Annotated in this window: 18 protein-coding genes; 7 read left to right on the top strand and 11 right to left on the bottom strand. The window is 72.4% G+C overall.

Annotation, left to right across the window (positions count from 1 at the left end; translation table 11 throughout):
• Window positions 1-149: 149 nt before the first annotated feature.
• Window positions 150-689 carry a sugar O-acetyltransferase gene (locus tag ACR9Y5_RS12575; RefSeq protein ID WP_481298261.1) on the bottom strand — a complete coding sequence of 180 codons (540 nt, stop codon included), beginning with the start codon at window positions 687-689 and terminating at the stop codon, window positions 150-152.
• A 119-nt stretch (window positions 690-808) separates the two neighbouring features.
• On the opposite strand from ACR9Y5_RS12575, the gene ACR9Y5_RS12570 reads away from it, so the two are divergent.
• The gene (locus ACR9Y5_RS12570) at window positions 809-1,270 is read left to right on the top strand and encodes a phage tail protein (protein ID WP_481298260.1); all 462 of its coding nucleotides are present in this window, start codon (window positions 809-811) and stop codon (window positions 1,268-1,270) included.
• On the opposite strand, the gene ACR9Y5_RS12565 is transcribed toward ACR9Y5_RS12570, so the two are convergent.
• The 4 genes from ACR9Y5_RS12565 to ACR9Y5_RS12550 form a co-directional block, all read right to left on the bottom strand.
• The gene (locus tag ACR9Y5_RS12565; protein ID WP_481298259.1) at window positions 1,254-1,910 is read right to left on the bottom strand and encodes an alpha/beta hydrolase family protein; all 657 of its coding nucleotides are present in this window, start codon (window positions 1,908-1,910) and stop codon (window positions 1,254-1,256) included. The two genes, ACR9Y5_RS12570 and ACR9Y5_RS12565, sit on opposite strands and share 17 nt — an antisense overlap.
• Window positions 1,911-1,949: 39 nt before the next feature.
• Window positions 1,950-2,369 carry a DUF5666 domain-containing protein gene (locus ACR9Y5_RS12560; protein WP_481298258.1) on the bottom strand — a complete coding sequence of 140 codons (420 nt, stop codon included), beginning with the start codon at window positions 2,367-2,369 and terminating at the stop codon, window positions 1,950-1,952.
• A 187-nt stretch (window positions 2,370-2,556) separates the two neighbouring features.
• Window positions 2,557-3,960, bottom strand: a complete 1,404-nt coding sequence (locus tag ACR9Y5_RS12555; RefSeq protein WP_481298257.1) for a sensor histidine kinase — start codon at window positions 3,958-3,960, stop codon at window positions 2,557-2,559.
• Window positions 3,953-4,642 (bottom strand): response regulator transcription factor, encoded by a 690-nt coding sequence (locus ACR9Y5_RS12550; RefSeq protein ID WP_481298256.1) that lies wholly within the window; start codon window positions 4,640-4,642, stop codon window positions 3,953-3,955. Before ACR9Y5_RS12550 ends, ACR9Y5_RS12555 begins: the two co-directional genes overlap by 8 nt.
• Before the next feature lie 110 nt (window positions 4,643-4,752).
• On the opposite strand from ACR9Y5_RS12550, the gene ACR9Y5_RS12545 reads away from it, so the two are divergent.
• Complete coding sequence (locus tag ACR9Y5_RS12545) at window positions 4,753-5,721, top strand: DUF1996 domain-containing protein (protein WP_481298255.1); 969 nt, start codon at window positions 4,753-4,755, stop codon at window positions 5,719-5,721.
• Between the two features lie 303 nt (window positions 5,722-6,024).
• Here the strand turns inward: ACR9Y5_RS12545 and ACR9Y5_RS12540 are convergent, their stop codons facing one another.
• Window positions 6,025-7,425: an MFS transporter gene (locus ACR9Y5_RS12540; protein ID WP_481298254.1), complete on the bottom strand. Its 1,401-nt coding sequence runs from the start codon at window positions 7,423-7,425 to the stop codon at window positions 6,025-6,027.
• Between the two features lie 36 nt (window positions 7,426-7,461).
• The gene (locus tag ACR9Y5_RS12535) at window positions 7,462-7,707 is read right to left on the bottom strand and encodes a hypothetical protein (protein WP_481298253.1); all 246 of its coding nucleotides are present in this window, start codon (window positions 7,705-7,707) and stop codon (window positions 7,462-7,464) included.
• Window positions 7,708-7,792: 85 nt separating this feature from the next.
• Here ACR9Y5_RS12535 and ACR9Y5_RS12530 point away from each other — a divergent pair, with 85 nt between their 5' ends.
• Together ACR9Y5_RS12530 and ACR9Y5_RS12525 are read left to right on the top strand one after the other, a co-directional pair.
• Window positions 7,793-8,170, top strand: coding sequence for a DUF7882 family protein (locus tag ACR9Y5_RS12530; RefSeq protein ID WP_481298252.1), 378 nt, complete (start codon window positions 7,793-7,795; stop codon window positions 8,168-8,170).
• A 1-nt stretch (window position 8,171) separates the two neighbouring features.
• On the top strand, window positions 8,172-8,495 hold the full coding sequence (locus ACR9Y5_RS12525) for a DUF7882 family protein (RefSeq protein ID WP_481298251.1): 324 nt from the start codon (window positions 8,172-8,174) through the stop codon (window positions 8,493-8,495).
• A 95-nt stretch (window positions 8,496-8,590) separates the two neighbouring features.
• On the opposite strand, the gene ACR9Y5_RS12520 is transcribed toward ACR9Y5_RS12525, so the two are convergent.
• The 4 genes from ACR9Y5_RS12520 to ACR9Y5_RS12505 all read right to left on the bottom strand — a co-directional run bounded on the left by ACR9Y5_RS12520 (window position 8,591) and on the right by ACR9Y5_RS12505 (window position 13,771).
• Complete coding sequence (locus ACR9Y5_RS12520) at window positions 8,591-9,541, bottom strand: NADP-dependent oxidoreductase (RefSeq protein WP_481298250.1); 951 nt, start codon at window positions 9,539-9,541, stop codon at window positions 8,591-8,593.
• A 35-nt stretch (window positions 9,542-9,576) separates the two neighbouring features.
• A complete protein-coding gene (locus tag ACR9Y5_RS12515) occupies window positions 9,577-10,737 on the bottom strand; it encodes an NYN domain-containing protein (protein ID WP_481298249.1) in 1,161 nt (386 codons plus the stop codon).
• A gap of 62 nt (window positions 10,738-10,799) precedes the next feature.
• Entirely contained in the window at window positions 10,800-12,275 is a 1,476-nt protein-coding gene (locus ACR9Y5_RS12510) for an aminotransferase class III-fold pyridoxal phosphate-dependent enzyme (protein WP_481299573.1), read from the bottom strand.
• On the bottom strand, window positions 12,272-13,771 hold the full coding sequence (locus tag ACR9Y5_RS12505) for a CoA-acylating methylmalonate-semialdehyde dehydrogenase (protein ID WP_481298248.1): 1,500 nt from the start codon (window positions 13,769-13,771) through the stop codon (window positions 12,272-12,274). Before ACR9Y5_RS12505 ends, ACR9Y5_RS12510 begins: the two co-directional genes overlap by 4 nt.
• A 149-nt stretch (window positions 13,772-13,920) precedes the next feature.
• Between ACR9Y5_RS12505 and ACR9Y5_RS12500 the strand changes: the two genes are divergently transcribed.
• From ACR9Y5_RS12500 to ACR9Y5_RS12490, 3 genes are all read left to right on the top strand, one after another.
• Entirely contained in the window at window positions 13,921-15,528 is a 1,608-nt protein-coding gene (locus tag ACR9Y5_RS12500; protein WP_481298247.1) for a PucR family transcriptional regulator, read from the top strand.
• 262 nt (window positions 15,529-15,790) lie between these two features.
• Entirely contained in the window at window positions 15,791-16,831 is a 1,041-nt protein-coding gene (locus ACR9Y5_RS12495) for a LacI family DNA-binding transcriptional regulator (RefSeq protein ID WP_481298246.1), read from the top strand.
• Between the two features lie 214 nt (window positions 16,832-17,045).
• Entirely contained in the window at window positions 17,046-18,350 is a 1,305-nt protein-coding gene (locus ACR9Y5_RS12490) for an ABC transporter substrate-binding protein (protein ID WP_481298245.1), read from the top strand.
• Window positions 18,351-18,365 lie beyond the last annotated feature (15 nt).

Raw genomic sequence — 18,365 nt, 5'->3', positions numbered from 1 at the left:
CCGGTCCGGGTGAGGCGGTCGTCGGACGCCCCACCCGCTTATCCAAGCACGTCCGGCCGGGTGGCAGAACAGAGCAGTCGAGCTTCCCGGCGGTCGCCCAGTCCCGCGACCGGCGCGGCCGCACCGGCGGCGGCCGGCCTGGCCGCGCCTCACCACGACCGCCGCACCACCGCCTTCCCGCCCGCCACGAGGCTGCGCGGCGGCACGTCCTCGGCGACGATGGCGCCCGCCGCGATCACGGAGTCGCGGCCGATCGTGACACCGGGGAGGATCGTGGCGCCCGCGCCGATCCACACGTTCTCCTCCACGTCGATCGGACCGCCGGTCAGCCAGATGCGGCGGTCGTCGGTGTCGACAGGGTGGCCGACCGTGATGAAGGTCGCCTTCGGGGCGACCATGACGCGCTCGGCCAGGCGGATGCCCGCGTAGTCGAGGAACGTGCAGTTCTGGTTGATGAAGACACGCTCTGCCAGGTCGAGATTGAGCCCGTGGTCTGTGAAGAACGGCGGGTAGATCGTCACACGCGGCGGCAGCGGGCGGCCGAGGATGCGCTCGAACAGCTCGGCCTTGCCGGCGTCGTCGTCGAACGGCAGCACGTTGAGGCGGGACGTGAGAGCGGTCGCCTCGAGCACCCGCTCGGACATCGCCTGGAATTCGGGACTGTGGATGCGCATCAGCAGCTCGGACACCCGACGATCCTCGCGCCCCTCCCGGGCCGCGCCCGGCGGACACGCCCGTGCACGGCATCCACCCGTCACGCTAGGTTGGTGCGGGCGGCGCACCGTCGCCGCGAGACCGGGAGGGTCCCATGCCGTACGTCGTCGACTTCGAGAACGTGTCCACCGTCGGGCTGGAGTCGTCCCCGGTGGCCGAAGCGCTCGCCGGGCTGCGCGCGAACGAGGCGCGCTACTTCCGCAACAAGTACGACCACGCCTTCACCGTCGGCACGGCCGAGGAGGAGGCGGACGCGGTCGCCCGCGTGGCCCGGGTGCTCGAGGAGGAGCGCGGCATCGTGATCGCGTCGCCGGCGCTCGAGGCGACCCGCTTTCAGGTCGAGGGCATCGACTGGACGTACGTCTTCTACGAGTCCGGTCTGTCGGTGAACCTGCTCTGGACGCTGGAGGATGCGGGCAAGCGCGCCGTCGGGTTCAAGCTCTCCGATGGGATGGAGGTGCCCGACGAGCTCTCGGCGTTCAAGTTCGCGCGCCAGAAGTCCCGGCTGGCCGGCACCATCCGCGGGTCCTACTTCGTTGTCAAGGGCGACTACTGACCTCGCGCACGAACCCTTCGACCGACGCGGTCAGCAGGTCGCGCACGTCCGCCGGCCCGAACGCGGCCGCCTTCGCCACCTTCATGCCGTGATCGGCGCCGGGCACCTCGACCACCCGGACGCCGTCGTGCGTCCCGAGCTCGCCGAGGAGCTGCCCGGCCCCGCCGAAGGGGTCCCGGCCGCCCTGCAGGACGAGGACCGGCACGGTGGGCTCGCGGAGCTCGTCGAGGCGTGACGCGTCCGGTGAGCCCGGCGGGTGCAGCGGAAAGGCGAGGCAGACCACGCCCGCGGCAGCGGTGGATGCGGCGGTGCGGCAGGCGACGCGCGCTCCCGCGCTGCGTCCCCCGGCGACGAGCGGGAGCCCGTCCGCCAGCTCACGGACGGCCGGCGCGGTCTCGAGCCATGCCACGTCGAGGGTCGCAGGCCGCGCGGCGACGCGTTTGCCCGCGACGCGCCACGGCTGCTCGTAGCGGATCACCGTGATCCCGCGCTCCGGCAGCCGCGACGCCAGCACGGCCAGGTCGGGCGCGTCGATGCCGCCGCCCGCGCCGTGGCCCAGCCACAGCACGGCGGTGGGCTCCGGCGCGGCGGACACCGTGAGGCGTCCTGGTCCGACCGAGGTGGGGACATCGAGCTGCATGTCGACGACGTTACCGAGAACCGGCCGGCCCATGGCGGATCAGGCGGTCGGCGCCGGACTCGGCGTGCCCGTCGAGGCGGCGTGGAGGTGGACGACCTTCTTCGCGGTGACCGTCGAGCCCGACCGGGTGCCGAGAATGCCGACGCGGTCGCCCACGGCGAAGGACTGGCGGGTCGCCGGAGACTTCGTGGTTCCAAAGGTGGTCGCCGAGTCCAGCGTGACGGTCACGGTCGTTCCCGTGGCGCTCCGGACGGTCCAGGTGTCGCCCGAGACCGCGGTGAGCGTGCCGCGCACGCCGTGGGCCTTGGCGTGCTTGCCGGCGCCGGCCTTGTGGGCGGAGGACTTCGCACTCGCGGCGTGCGCGGCCGGGTTCATCGGTGCGCTCGCGGTCTGCGTGCTCGCGACAGCCGCGGAGACGCCCCAGGCCGTGCCGCCGGCGACGACGATGACCGCCAGCACCGCCGCGACGATCCCGACGGCGACGGCGTGCCGACGCAGGAACGGCTCGGGCGTGACCGGCGCGGCCGGCGGCGTGGGGGGACAGCGGCGCCGGAGGCGCCGGTGGTGTCGTACGGCAGGGTCGCGTCGGACGGGGAGGGGGTGGGGATGTCGTTCTCGCTCATGACGTCAGCGTCGCAGCGACGTGTCAGCGCTCCGCTCGGGGAATGTTCGAGGGAGGTAAAGAGACGTCGAAGGATGCGCCGCCCTCCGGCGCCGCGCTCACCGCGATGGTCCCCCCGAGCCGCCCGACCAGGCGGCGTGCGATGGACAGCCCGAGACCGGTCCCGACCGAGCGCACCTCCCGGTACCGCTCCCGCAGCTCACCGCGCTCGAAGGCGACCGCCGCATCCTGCTCGGTGAGACCCGGTCCGCCGTCGCGCACCGACAGTCGGACGCCGCCGCCCGGCGCAGGTGACGCGGCCACCACGATCGGAGAGCCGGAGGGGGTGGCCCGCAGTGCGTTCTCGATCAGGCCGTCGAGCACCTGGCGCAGGCGCATCCCGTCGGTCGCCACGGTCGGGATGCCCGGCACGAGCTCCGCGCGCAGCGGCACGTCGACGCGCGCGGCCGCTCCCTGCCAGGCGTCGACGGCGGCGACCACCGTCGATCCCGGGTCCACCGGCTGCGGGTCGAGGCGGAAGTCGTCGGCCTCCAGGCGGGCCAGCTCCAGCAGGTCGTCGAGGAAGCGGCGGAGCCGCTCCGACTCCTCGGCGAGGGTGCGGCCGACCCGCATCCGGTCGTCCGGGGCGACCATGCCGTCCGCCAGCGCCTCGGCATAGCCGCGGATCGCGGTGAGCGGGGTGCGGATCTCGTGCGACACCGACAGCAGGAACTCGCGCTGCCGCTCCTCGCTCACCGTGAGTGCGGCATCCAGCCCGCGCAGTGCGTGAGCGATGTCGTCGATCTCGGCGATCGACTCGTCCCGGATGGGCACCCCGCGGCCGCCGTCGGCCAGGACTCGCGCGCTCCTCGCGATGCGGGTGAGAGGACGGCCGAGCCGTCGCGCGAGAAGCACCCCGCTGACGACGGCCACGACGAGGCCGCCGCCGAGCGCCAGCAGCAGCCACCGGGTCAGCTCGGCGTCGGCCGCGGCGATGTCGGCCACCTTGCGCACGCCGACGACGCCTCCGCCGTCCGCCGCCGGGATGCCGACGTAGACGGCGTCGTGGCCCCCCAGCGTCGTCGACCCGGACACGGACCGGCCGCGGCTCAGCTCGCGCACGGCGCTGGCGGGCACGGCGGACCGCGCCGGGCCCGAGAGTGTTCCGTCCGCATCCACCACCGCGAACCGGTCGCCGAGGACCGCCAGCCGTGCCGCGCCGAGCCGGGCTCCCGCAGCCCGGGCGGCGACGAGGGCGGTGGCCTGCGACTTGAGCTGCTGCCGCGCCTGGCTCTCGGCCACCGACTGCACGACCTGCATGGCCAGCAGCGCCGTGACCAGCACCGCGATGACCCCGACCGCCACCGTCCCGAGCATGATCCGTCCGGCGAGGGATGCCGTCCAGCGCCGGGCGCGGGGGAGCGGCGGCGTGCGGGCGGCGTCAGTCATCGGCCCCAGCGGCGCTGTAGCCGACGCCGCGCGCGGTGCGGATGATCCAGGAGGCGTCCCCGAGCTTCATGCGCAGCTGCGCGACGTGCACGTCCACGGTGCGGCTGCTGCTGTAGTCGGCGATGCCCCAGACCGAGGAGAGCAGCTGCTCGCGGGTGAAGACGCGGCCGGGCTGCGACATGAGGTGCTCCAGCAGGTCGAACTCGGTCGCGGTGAGCTCCACCCGGGCCCCCGCGGCATCCACTCGCCGGCGTGCCGGGTCGAGGCTCACCGGTCCGATCCGGCGCGTCTCGGCGCCCGGAGGACCGGCGGCACGGCGGATCAGGCCCCTGATGCGCGCCACCAGCTCGCGCGGAGAGAACGGCTTCGTCACATAGTCGTCGGCGCCGAGCTCCAGGCCCACGATGCGGTCGACCTCGTCGTCGCGCGCCGTGACGAACACCACCGGCGTCCAGTCGCCGCGGTTGCGGAGCCGGCGGCAGATCTCGAGGCCGTCGGTCCCGGGAACACCGATGTCGAGCACGATGGCCGCCGGACGCAGGCGCGTCACCAGGTCGAGCGCACGCGACCCGTCGCGCTCGACGTGCACCCCGAAACCGGCGTCGGCGAGATACATCCGCTCGAGCTCGGCGATCGCCGGCTCATCCTCGACCACCAGCACGAGGCCCCTGTCTTCGCCCACGCTCCCATCTTGGCGGGCCCGCGCCTCCCGCACGGCCGTCCGGGAGCCTCCTTACCGTTTCTTTACATGCGCTTCTCACGATCCGAACCCGCGGCCCGTGGACTGGCCGCATGCGATCGACCTCCTCCCTCCGCCCGGGGACCGTCGCGGCGCTCGCCGCGGCCGCCGTCCTCCTCCTCACCGCGGGAACCGCAGCGGGCACGGCCGCCGCCGTGACAGCCGCGACGCCGCCGCGCATCTCGACGGCCGGTTTCCCCGCGGGCGGCTCGAACCCCGGCATCTTCACCGACCGCTGCACGCATGCCTCCACGGCGCCGAACGATCCGATCATGATGCCCGGAATGACGGGGATGTCGATGCAGCACGACTTCTTCGGGAACCGGACGGTGACCGCGTCCTCGACCGCCGGGTCGCTGGCAGGAGGCACGACCAGCTGCACGACGTCCGCGGACGCGTCCGCCTACTGGACACCGGTCGTGTACCAGGACGGAAAGCCGCTCGCACCCTCCGCGACACTGCTGTACTGGCGGTCGCCCGCCCCCATCGCCTCGTCGACGCGGACGATGCCGCAGGGCATCAGCCTCATCGCCGGCGACGAGACCGCGACGGCCCCGCAGAGCACCTCCGTCGTCGACTGGACGTGCACGGCCTCCGCGTCCGACCCGCGCCCGGGCCGCGCCGACGCACCCCACGACTGCCCCGCCGGGTCGCAGCTCCGACTGGTGATCTCGTTCCCGGACTGCTGGGACGGCCACGCGCTCGACGGCCGCGACCGGAGCGGTGCGGTGTATGCGACCGGCTCCGGATGCCCGGCGTCGCACCCCGTGCACATCCCGCAGATCGTCCTCCACGTCAGCTACCCGACGCGCAGCGGGACCGGCATCACGCTCTCGACGGGCCCTCACACCCAGGGGCCGCCGGTCACCGGGCACGCCGACTTCGTGAACGGCTGGAACCAGCAGCGGATGGACGCCGACGTGACCGCCTGCACGGCCGCCCAGGTGCGCTGCGGGCCGGTGACCGGGGCCGACGCCGTGCCGCTCGGCGGACGCGCATCGCCTCGCGACGGGCGCGCGTGAAGCGCGACGCGCCGCCACCTCTTGCTTCCGCTGGCCGCGGGGCGGACCATGGAAGTGGCGAAGCGGACGCCACGGGTCACGGATGGGGTTGATCGGTATGGTCGCGAACGCACAGGTATGCGCGGAGTGCGGTGCGCCGCTCTCCGCCGAGCGAAGACTGGCGCGGACATCGAGCGGGTCGTGGACGGTGGTGGCGGTCCCGGTGGGCTGCACGAACCCTCTGTGCCCGAAGGCAACCACCGCGAACGGTGCCCGACCACGCGGTGCGATGCCGCCCGGAGGGACGGCGCTCGTCGCCTGAACTCACGCCGTCGCGGGCTGCTCCGCGCGGGGGCTGCGCGGCCGGACGAACACCAGCAGTGCGAGGTGCACCACGGCCAGCGCCGTCGCCACGGCGACCGCCGTGAGCCAGCTGGACGCCGTCGTCCCGCCGCTGAACAGCAGCCCGAGGACCGTCGTCGCCACGATGGCGCCCACGTACCTCGACGTCTGGAAGATCCCCGCGGCGACGCCGCTGTCCTCCGGCCGGGCCGACGAGTAGAGCGCCTGGTTCATCGCGATGCTCACCACGCAGTAGGGGATGCCGAGCGCAGCGGTCAGCAGCAGCACCGCCCACGGCGCGGGCGTGACCGCGGCGACCGCGAGCAGGGCGGCGCCGATCACGAGCGCGACGGCACCGGAGAGCAGGGTCGGCCGCAGCCCTATCGACTCGATCGCCCGCGCGGCCAGCGGCGTCACGACGATGGTGACCGCCGCCAGCGGGAACATCAGCAGGCCGGCCACCCCGGCCGAGTACCCGTCGTGCGTCTGCAGGTACTGGGGGAGGCCGAAGAACGCGGAGTAGTAGACCACGTTGAAGATGGCGAAGCACAGGTAGACCATGAGCAGTCGCCGGTTCGCGGCCAGCAGTCGCAGGTCGAGGAACGGGTGCGCGCTGCGCAGCTCCCGCCAGACGAACAGCGCGGCCGCGCCGACGCACACCGGAAGCAGCCACCACAGCGGCTGCGGGTGCAGGTCGAGCAGGAACACCAGCAGCGACGTCAGCGTGGCGATGAACAGCAGGATGCCCGGGATGTCCGACTCGGCGAGCGTCCGGCTGAGCGGCGTCCGTGCGCGCTCGGCGTCGCGTGGCGCGGACAGCTGGACGCCGACGAACGTGAGAACGGCCAGCGGCACGTTGACCCAGAAGATCGCCTGCCAGCCGAGAAAGGTCACCAACACTCCGCCGAGCACCGGCCCGATCGCAGCGCCCGACGTGTTGGCGATCTGGATGCGCCCGAGCAGGCGCGGCGTCCCGACGCCGGACTGCGCCGCCAGGGGGCGCAGCATCGCGATCGCCGAGGGGAACGCGGTCGCCGTGCCGATCGCCAGGGCGACACGCCCCGCGCACACCGCGGCGAACGACCCGGAGAACGGGGTGACGGCGCATGCCAGAGCGACCACGACCATCCCGAACAGGAACAGGCGCCGCGGTCCGAACCGGTCCGCAAGGCGACCCATCAACGGCTGGCCGGCCGCGGACGCGAGGTAGAACGAGGTGATCACCCAGGTGACCGCCGTCACATCCACGCCGAAGTCGCGCTGCAGCGGCACCAGGGCCACGGCGATCATCGAGGAGTTGAGCGGGTTCAGGAGGGTGCCGAGGCTGAGCGAGGTCACCGCCCAGCCGGTGCGCGGCCGGACGCGGTCGTCGGAGGGTGTCACTCCGTCAACGCTACCCGTCGACGGGTGACGCCCCGGTCAGTCCTCGAGGTCCTTCGTGGTGACGGGGATGGTGGAGCGGTAGGGGTAGGCCGGCATCGAGGAGAACTGCTGCTCGTCCGCCAGCTCGTACACGTCGTAGGCGAGAGCGCCGGCGAACGTGGTGGCGACGCGGATCTCCCCGGGCGGGCATCCGCCGATCAGGGGCACGACCACGACGCTGTCGAGGGTCCGGCCGTCCTCGTAGAGAAGTGCCGCTTTGATGGTTCGCGTGAGAGCGTCCATGACCGGACTGTACGGCGGCGCGCGCAGGAATGCCTTGACGGCGCGCGGCTGTTTCGAGAAAGTGATCTCGACAGGAAGGACCCCCGTGGGAACCTTGATCTACGACGGCGCGGACGGTTTCACGTTCGACGATCGTGTCCTCGCGCACCTGCAGGCGGTCATCCAGTCGAAGCTGCGGCGCCGCGAAGGTTTCCTGCTGATCTGGACCGACCGCACGCCCGGCCCGCAGGGCCTGCTCCGCTCGATCTGGCTCGACCCGTCGATCTCGGTGCAGTTCGTGTTCGCCGGGACGGAGCTTCCCGAGCTCAACCGCGACTGGCTCGCCATCCTCAGCGAGCGCGCCAACAGCAACGTCGGACTGGTGCTGGAGGACGCCCTCCGGGCCGAGATCCGCGAGGAGGTGCCGCTCGGCAGCTACCGCGAGAGCAAGGCGAAGGCGGGCAGGCGGCACGAGGGCGGGTGACGTGGGCACACTGATCTACGGGACGCATGCGCAGGAGTACGAGTTCGACGACCGCACCCTGTCGCACGTCAAGATCGCCCTCGTCACCAAACTGCGGCGGCACGAGAGCTTCCTGCTGAGCTGGCAGATCGCGCCCGAGCTCGGCGGCGGACGCATGAGCCTCTGGATCAGCCGCGAGATCCCGCTGGCGTTCGTGTTCGCGGATGCGCATCCCCCGAAGCTCAACGAGCGGTGGATGGAGGCGCTGCTGCGGGCGAGTCAGCGTACCGGCGGCATCGAGCTCATCTCCGAGCGCGAGGCGGAGGAGCCGGCCGAGCGCGAGTGACCGCGCGCGCGCCAGCGCCGGTCGCGATTCGGCACGAATGTCGCAGCTGGCGGCGCGATGACGGCGATTCGGCACGAATGTGCCGCGTGGTCTCGCTAGGGGAGCAGCGCGAGCTTGCCGCCGGGGTGGCCCTGCCTCAGGAACTCCAGCGCGTCCGGCGCCTCCGCCAGCGGATACGTGCGTGCGACCGGGACCTGCAGCCGTCCGCTGCCGGCGAGCTCCAGCAGATGGGCTCGGACGGAGTCGCGGTACGCCTGGCTCTCGGGTTGCGCGCCGAACACGGCGTGGAAGCCCTCCTGGTCGGCCCGCTGCGCGGCGACGATCGTCACGATGCGGGTGCGGTCGGGCACGAGCTGCAGCGACACGTCGACCGCCTCGTCGGTGCCGACCGTGTCGAGCGCCGCGGCGATCGGCCCCTGGGCAGCCTCGGTGACCCGTTCGGCGAGGCCCGGCCCGTAGGCGACGGGGAGGCCGCCGAAGCGGCGCACCCGCGCGAAGCTCTCCTCGCTCGCAGTGCCGATCACCCGTGCACCGATCTCGGCCGCCTGCTGCAGGATGCTGACTCCGACCGCACCGGACGCCCCGTGCACCAGGACGGTCTCGCCGGCGCGCACACCCGTGACGTGCAGCATCTGCGACGCGGTGGTGCCCACGAGGAGGAGGTTGGCGGCCTCCTCGTCGGCCAGCCGTGGCGGCTTGGCGAAGACGTCCTTGGCGGGAACGGTGACCTCGGTGGCGTAGCCGCCCTGGATGCGGAACGCCACCACCGGATCGCCGATCGCGCCGCCACCGGAGGCGAGCTGGGTGTCCGGTCCGATGGCCGACAGCAGACCGGCGACCTCGTAGCCGATCGGCACCGGGAAGTCGAGGCCCTGCCGCGGCGAGGACACGTGCTTGTAGTCAGCGGGATTGACGCCCGCGGCCGTCACCCGGATGGTGACTTCGCCGGGCCCGGGATCCGGCACCTGCACTTCGGCGAACTCCCAGGTCTCCGGTCCGCCCCACTTCGTTGCTCTCCACTGTCGCGCTGTCCGCTCGCTTGCCATGATCCGCAGTCAACTCCCGATGGCTGTGTGCCGGCTCAGGACGCGGACACCCGATCGGCCGCGCGCCCGCTGTGCCGGGCGCGGCGCGGGCGGGTCGGCGCGAGCCGCAGCATCTGGGCGGTGGAGCTGTCGTCGAGCTCGACGAGGTCGCTGCGCGACTTGATGAAGTCGCTGAACGAGCGGTAGCCGAGCGCCTTCTCGCTGAAGGACGGGTCCATCCGCTTCATCTGCCCCTTCACCGTCGAGCTGTGCAGCCACGGGGAGTCGTCCTTCTCGTGGCCGAGCTGCATCGCGCGGGCGAGCAGGCGGGTGGCCACGTGCTGCGGGTCCTCCTGCTGCTCCTCGCTCGCGTCCGCGCCGCCCTCGGAGGCCGGGGCGCGCTTGCGCCCGCCACGGCGGGTCGGTCGTTTCGCAGGCGCGGCCTCCCCCTCGGGCGCCACTCCGTCGCTGCCGCCCGCCGCCGCTCCGCCGTCGGCCTCCGCTGGGGAGCCCTCCGCCACGGTCGCGGAGCCGCTCGCATTCGCCGCCGCTGCCTCGGCGCCGGACCCGGAGTCGGCCACGGAAGCCTCCTCGGCCTCCTCCGCCTCTTCGGCCTCCAGCTCGGCCTCCTCCGCATCAGCCGCCTCGTCCCGGGCGATCCCGGGCAGGTCGTCGTAGCTGACGAACTCGTCGCACGCGGCGGCCAGCGACTTGGCGGTCGACCCCGCCACGCCGATCCCGATCACGTAGCGGCCGAGTCGCTTCACCCGCTGGGCCAGCGGGATGTAGTCCGAATCGCCGGCCACGATCACGACGTGCGTGAGCTCGGGCAGACGGAACAGGTCTTCGACGGCGTCGACCGCGAGCCGGATGTCGGCGCCGTTCTTGGCGTAGGCCGCCGCCGGGAACAGCTGCACCAGGTCGACCGCCCGGCCGACCAGCTGCCCGCGGTACTCGGCGTTGACCGCCGACGACCAGTCGGCGTAGGCGCGCGTGAGCACGAGCGTGCCGAACGATGACGCGAAGTCGATCACCGCTCCCAGGTCGACGCGGGCCTCGGCCAGCTTCTCGGCGAAGGATGCTTTGGGCTGGGTCGAGCTCGACTTCGGGCGGTCGCGCATGTAGCTGCCGCGCCCGTGCACCTGGTCGTAGCGCGAGATGACGATGTTGTCGAAGTCGATGTAGACCGCGACACGGCCGTCTCCGGGTTCACTCATGGTGCCAGGTTAGCCTGCGCCCGCCCGGGCGGACCGGGGCGGCCGCAGGCTGTGGAGAACTGTCAGCGTGTGGAGTACCGGTCGGCCACATCCAGGGCCGCGTCGATCGCGGCGAGTCCGCGCCGCAGCTCGTCCTCCTCGATCACCAGCGGCGGTGCGATGTGCACGCGGTTGAAGTGCGTGAAGGGCCAGACGCCGGCCGCCTTGCACGCCGCCGCGACCTCCGCCATCGGCGCCGCATCCGGGCCCACCGCGTTGAACGGCACCAGCGGCTCCCGGGTCTCGCGGTCGCGCACCAGCTCGAGCGCCCAGAAGAGCCCGCGCCCGCGCACCTCGCCGAGCGAGGGGTGCCGGTCGAGCCAGGACCGGATCTCGGGCTCGACCACGCGGCTCCCCAGGTCGCGGACCCGCTCCATGATGCCGTCGCGCTCGAACACGTCGAAGGTCGCCACACCGGCGGCGCAGGCGAGCGGGTGACCCGAGTACGTCAGGCCGCCCTGGAACGCCACGTCGTCGAAGAAGGAGGCGATCGCGTCCGAGATCACGACGCCGCCCAGCGGCACGTACCCCGAGTTGACCCCCTTGGCGAACGTGATGAGGTCGGGGACGACCCCGAACGCATCCACGGCGAACCACTCGCCCACACGGCCGAAGCCGACCATCACCTCGTCGGCGATGAAGACGATGCCGTACCGGTCGCACAGCTCGCGCACGCCCGCCAGGTAGCCGGGCGGCGGCACCAGCACGCCGTTGGTGCCCACGATCGTCTCGAGGATGACCGCTGCGACGGTGGCCGCGCCCTCGAGCACGATCACGCTCTCGAGGTGCTCGAGCGCGCGCTGCGTCTCCTCCTCGGGCGTGGCCGCGTGGAACGCCGACCGGTACGGGTACGGCCCGAAGAAGTGCGCCACCGACGGGTCCGACGGCTCGTTGGCCCAGCGGCGCGGGTCGCCGGTCAGCGAGATCGCGGTCGCCGTGCCGCCGTGGTACGAGCGGTACGTCGAGAGCACCTTGCGGCGACCGGTCACGCGGCGGGCGAGGCGCACCGCGTACTCGTTCGCGTCCGCTCCGCCGTTGGTGAAGAACACCTTGTCGAGCGTCCCCGGCGCCACGCCGGCGATGCGGCGGGCGAGCTCGCCGCGCACATCGTTCGCCATCGACGGCTGCACGGTCGCCAGGCGGCCGGCCTGCTGCTGGATGGCGGCGATGAGATCGGGATGCTGGTGGCCGAGGTTCAGATAGACCAGCTGGGAGCTGAAGTCGAGGTACTCGTTGCCCTCGTAGTCCCAGAAGGTCGAGCCGAGACCTGCGGCGATCGGCAGCGGATCGATCTTCGCCTGCGCGCTCCACGAGTGGAACACGTGGGCGCGGTCGTCGCTGCGCACCTGGCGCTCCGACGCCTCGTCGCCGAAGGGGTGCTCGACGCCGTTCCGGTCGAGGTAGCCGGTGCGCGTGGTGCCGGCGCCGTGCAGAGGGCCGGCGCTGTGCAGAGGGTCGGCGCTGTGGATGGTGTCGGTCATGTCGTCCTCATCGCTCAGGAGTTGCCGGGGAAGGAGAGCTCGATGCGCGAATGCACCGGGTCGGGCCACCGCGTGGTGACCACTTTGCTCCGCGTGTAGAAGTGGAACGACTCGGGGCCGTAGATGTGCGAGTCGCCGAACAGGGAGTTCTTCCAGCCGCCGAACGAGTAGGCGCCGACAGGCACCGGGATGGGCACGTTGATGCCGACCATCCCGACCTCGACCTCGAACTCGAAGCGCCGCGCAGCGCCTCCATCGCGGGTGAACAATGCGACGCCGTTGCCGTAGGGGTTGGCGTTGACCAGCTCCACCGCCTCCTCGTACGAATCGACGCGGACCACCGAGAGCACCGGCCCGAAGATCTCGTCGTCGTACGCCTTCATGCCCGGCCGGACGTCGTCGAGCAGGCTGACGCCGACGAAGAAGCCGTCGCCGTCGAAGGAGCGCTGCGTGCCGTCCGCCACGACCGTCGCGCCCTCGGCGGCGGCGCCGGTCACGTAGGAGGCGACCTTGTCGCGGTGCTCGCGGGTGATGAGCGGACCCATCTCGCTGGCCGCATCGGTGCCCGGGCCGATCCGCAGCGCGTCGAGGCGCGAGTGGATGGCCGGCACCAGGCGGTCGCCCACGCCGCCGACGGCGACGACCACGCTCACGGCCATGCAGCGCTCGCCGGCCGAGCCGTAGGCGGCGGACACCGCGGCGTCGGCGGCCGCGTCGATGTCCGCATCCTCCAGCACCACCATGTGGTTCTTGGCGCCCCCGAGGGCCTGCACCCGCTTGCCCGCCGCCGAGGCGCGCGTGTAGATCGAGCGGGCGATCGGGGTGGAGCCGACGAAGCTGACGGCCGACACGTCTGGGGAGTCGAGGATGGCGTCCACCGCCTCCTTGTCGCCGTGGACGACGTTCAGCACGCCGGCGGGCAGGCCCGCCTCGCGGAACAGCTTCGCCAGGAAGACGGAGGCGCTCGGGTCCTTCTCGCTCGGCTTCAGCACGACGGTGTTGCCGCAGGCGATCGCGCTGGCCACCATCCACAGCGGCACCATGACCGGGAAGTTGAACGGCGTGATGCAGCCGACGACGCCGACGGGCTGCTTGACGCTGTGCACGTCGATGCCGGTGGACACCTGCTCGCTGTACTCGCCCTTGAGCTTGTCGATGAGGCCGGAGGCGAACTCGACGTTCTCGAGCCCCCGGCCGATCTCGCCCGCCGCATCCGCCAGCACCTTGCCGTGCTCCGAGGTGACGATCGCGGCGAGTTCGTCGCGCCGCTCCGTCAGCAGGTGCCGCAGGCGGAACAGCACGTCCGCGCGCTTTGTCAGGCTGGTGGCGCGCCAGGCGGGGAACGCGGCCTTGGCGGCGGCGATCGCCCGACCCGTCTCGGCCGCATCGGCGAGGGCGACCTCGTGCTGCCGCTCGCCCGTCGCGGGGTCGAACACAGGACCGGTCCGGTCGGGCCGTGCGGTCGGGTCGGCGGGGTGCTCCGCGCCGGCGATGAAGTGGCGGATCAGGGCCACGAGGTCCTCCAGGTGGATCGGTCCGGACGTTCTGCCCGGTGGTGGAAGTAGGCTGGTCTCCCCATCGTCACAGAGCGGAGGCGCCAGAAGGGATGCCAGATCGTCGGGACCCGGCAGGCAGCCGAACAGTTCGTCCGGAGCCGTTCGCAATGGTGAGCTCGGTGCTGCCGACCGTGCGCGAGGTGCTGCGGATGGATCCGGTCGCCCGGGCGCTGCCGGAGGTGCTGACCGGGCGCGACCGGCTGGACGCGTCCGTGCGCTGGGTCCACGTCGCCGAGACGGCGGAAGCGGCCCGGCTGGGGTCGGGCGGCGAGCTCCTGCTGGCCACCGGGGTGGGCTGGCCGTCCGACGACGCGGCTCTGCGGAGACTCGGCCGCGTGCTGATCGAGGCGGACGTCGCCGGGCTCGTCCTGGAGCTCGGGCCGCCGATGCCGGGCGCGCCGGCGGCCCTCGTCGACGAGTTCGAGGCCGCCGGCCTGCCGTTCGCCGTGCTGCACCGGGAGGCGCGGTTCGTCGCCATCACGGAGGCGGTCCACGCCCGCATCATCGCGGAGCAGATGGCGGCCTTGCGCGCGCGGGACGACATCCACGCGCTCTTCACCGACCTGAGCCTGCGGGGGAGCCCCGCCGACTTCATCGTCGAGCAGGCCGCCCGCGTGCTCGCGTCGCCGGTGGTGCTGGAGGACACCAGCCACCGCGTCGTCGCGGCGGGCGGACTCGACGCGGGCCAGCGCGGCGGCGAGGCCGAGCTCGCGCAGTGGGAGCAGCGCTCCCGCTCGGCGCGCCGCGGTGAGAGCGACGGCTGGACGATCGTGCCGGTGGAGGCGCGCGGGATGCGCTGGGGGCACCTGGTGGCGCTGCCGGGCGAGCCGCATCCCGCCGGTCGCTCCAACGTGCTGGAGCAGGCGGCCGTCGCGCTCGCGCTCAGCCGGCTCTCGGACCGCGACGACGACGAGTGGACGCGGCGCAGCCACGACGCGCTGCTGTCGGCCCTGCTCGGCCGCCGGTTCGCGGGCGAAGGCGGCGTGACGGCGCGCTTCGAGGCGGCCGGGTTCCCGGTCGCGGGCCGGACGCTGGCGGGCGCGGCGCTGCGCCTGCGATCCGGGACCCTGCCGGTGGCCGCGGCGCCGCGGGCGGTGGAGGCGGCGCGGGCCGCAGGCGCCGAGGCGGTGGCGGGGCGGCATCCCGAGCAGGCGGGCACGCTGGTCGTCGCGGTGTCCGTCCGGTCGGGACGTGCGCCCGGCGACGCCCTGTTCGAGGCGATCGCGGACGCGGTCGCCGGCGCGCGGCTCGACGACCCGGCGACGGTCGTGGCGGTCGGGTCGGACGCCCGCGGCATCACCGGGCTGCTGTCGTCGCTCGAGGAGGCCGTGGAGCTGGCGGCGGGATCGTCGGCGCGGCCGGACGCGCGCCTCGGCCGGCGGCCGGTCGTGCAGCGGGTGCAGCACCGCCCGCTGCTCCGGCTGGTGAACGCCTTCGGCAGCGATCCGCGGATGCTGGAGCACACCGAGCAGATGCTGCGACCCCTCATCGAGCACGACCTGGCCACCGGCGGCGACCTGGTGGAGGTGCTGCGCGCCTACCTGACGCACCCCGGAAACCGGACGCGCGCGGCCGCGGCGAGCCACCTGTCCCGGTCGGTGTTCTACCAACGGATCGCCCTCATCGAGGAGCTGCTCGGCATGGACCTCGACGACGGCGAGACGGTCGCGGCGCTGCACGCGGCCGTGCTGGCGCGCGGGCGCACGGCGCGCTGAGGGGCGGGGGTCTGCCGCCGCTGCCGCCGTCACTGCCCTCGCCCGCGTCGTCGCGTCGCGATGTGTGCCAGATCGCGGTAAAGCGCGGTCCATTCCCGCGTTTTGGCACACATCGTCGACGCCGCTCGGACGCGCGCGCCACCGCATCGGCGGGAACGGCGGCCGCGTCGTCCGATCCGTGCGGATCGGCCGGGCGAACCCGCGGGGTGCGCCGGAGGCGTGAACAAGTATTGTTGGCCGCGCACCATGAAGGGAGGCGGCCGTGAGCAACGGAGCGGGGCGCGTGACCATCGCGGGGCTGGCCGAGCGGCTGGGCCTCTCGAAGGCGTCGGTGTCGTACGCGCTCAACGGGCTGCCCGGTGTGAGCGACGAGACCCGGGAGCGGGTGCTGGCGCTGGCGGAGCAGCTGGGATGGCACCCCAGCTCGTCCGCGCGGGCGCTGTCGCGGGCGCGGTCGGACACGATCGGCATCGTGCTGCGGCGCGACCCGGGGCTGCTCGGCGCGGAGCCGTACTACATGAGCCTCCTCGCCGGCGTCGAGAGCGAGCTCTCCGAGACCGGGCAGTCGCTGCTGCTGCGGATGGTCGGCGCCGACACCGGCCAGGAGGTCGCCGCGTACCGGCGCTGGAGCGCCGAGGCGCGGGTGGACGGCGTGATGCTGTTCGACCTGACCTTCGACGACCCGCGGCCCGCACTGCTGGACGAGCTCGGGCTGGCGTTCGTGCTGCACGGCAACCGCGAGACCCTGGCGCCGGGCAAGGTGCTTCTCTACGATGCGCGGTCCGACGCCGGCCTGCTGGTCGAGCACCTGGCGTCGCTCGGCCACCGGCGGGCACTGCACATCGCGGGACCGGCCGAGTTCGAGCACGAGCAGGACCGGCGGGATGCGGTGGGCGCGTGGGGCCGGGAGCACGGTATCGAGTTCTCGTTCGCCACGTCGGACTACTCGATGGAGGCGGGGGAGCGGGTCGCTGCGGAGCTGGTGCGCGACGACCCGTCGATCACCGCGGTGCTCACCTCGAACGACCTGCTGGCGCTGGGCGCCCAGACCGCGCTCACGCACGGCGGACGCCACGACGTCGCGATCGTCAGCTGGGACGACTCCCTGCTGTGCCGCCTGGGGACGCGCCCGATCACGGCCCTCGACCGCTACCCGGAGGAGCAGGGCCGGCGTTCGACACGGCTCCTGCTCGACCAGCTCGCCGGCCGGACGGCGTTCGACCGACGCGCCCGCGCGAGCCGCCTGGTGCCGCGCGCGACGAGCGTCCCCGCCGCGTCCGAGGCGCGCACCGCATCCCGCTGACCCGGCCGCGCCACCCGGGCGGCCGCGCGAGATCCCGCATCCCGGACCGGGAGACCCCGGATCCGGGACCGGCGTACCGCCCGGTATACCCTCGGACGAGGTGAAGTCAAGCATTGACAGATGAACCGGTTAAGTTCAGGCTTCCCCTGGCGCACGCCGCACGGCCCTCGCACCAGACCGGCAGCGCCCCCCATCAAGAGACGAAGGAGTCACAATGAGGAAACGCGCCATCGCCGCGGCGGCGGTCGCCGCAGCGGTCTCGCTCGTGGTCGCGGGCTGCAGCAGCTCGGGATCGGGATCGTCGGCCAGCGGCTCGACGATCACCTACTGGGCGAGCAACCAGGGGACCAGCCTCGACAACGACAAGCAGGTCCTCACCCCGGTGCTCGACGAGTTCACCAAGGAGACCGGCGTCAAGGTCAAGCTCGAGGTCATCGGCTGGAACGACCTGCAGACGCGCATTCAGACCGCGGTCACCTCCGGCCAGGGTCCTGACGTGCTCAACATCGGCAACACGTGGGCCGCGTCCCTGCAGGCGACCGGAGCGTTCCTGCCCTACGACGACGCCAACATGAAGGCCATCGGCGGCAGCGACAAGTTCGTCAAGACCGCGCTCAAGACCGGCGGCGCCGAAGGCAAGCCCGTCACCAGCGTCCCGCTGTACGGCCTCGCCTACGGCCTGTACTACAACAAGAAGATGTTCAGCGACGCCGGCGTGCAGCCGCCGACGAACTGGGAGGAACTGGTCAACGACGCCAAGAAGCTGACCAACGGCACCACCTACGGCTTCTCGCTGGCGGCGGGCAGCTACACGGAGAACGTCCACTTCGCCTTCATCAACGCGTCGCAGAACGGCGGCGAATGGTTCGACAGCAAGGGCAACCCGACGTTCACCAGCCAGGCCAACATCGACGGCATCAAGCGCTACCTCGACCTGATGCAGACCGACAAGGTCGTCAACCCGTCGAACGCCCAGTACGACAACGGCGTGCAGGCGGTCAACGACTTCGCCACCGGCAAGGTCGGCATGATCCTCAGCCAGAACAACGCGGACGCCTCCATCGTGTCGAACGGTATGAAGAGCGACCAGTACGGCGTCGTGCCGTTCCCGGCCCCCGCGGGCGCGAAGCAGATCGCCACGTTCCCGGCCGGCATCAACCTGTCGATCTTCAAGAACACCAAGAACAAGGATGCTGCGCTCAAGTTCGTCAAGTACATGACGAGCGAGTCCACGCAGAGCAAGCTGGCGAAGCCGTACGCGACGCTGCCGGTGCTGGAGGGCGTCAAGCCGACCTTCACGGACAACGCCGAGGAGGCCGCGACCTTCCAGAAGATCTACAACGACATGTCCAAGCCGCTGCCGCTGGTCCCGGCCGAGGACCAGTTCGAGAACACCGTGGGCAAGGCGATGAACGACATGTTCGCCAAGATCGCCACCGGCAGCACCGTGTCCGACTCGGACATCAAGTCCGCGATGCAGAACGCGCAGGACGAGGTCAAGCAGTCCATGGGCGGCTGATCAGCCCACGACCCG

This window comes from Leifsonia sp. KNZ13-11D, assembly GCF_056754895.1.
The sequence above is the reverse complement of the archived record's forward strand: the minus strand, read 5'-3'. Positions and strand labels throughout refer to the sequence as shown.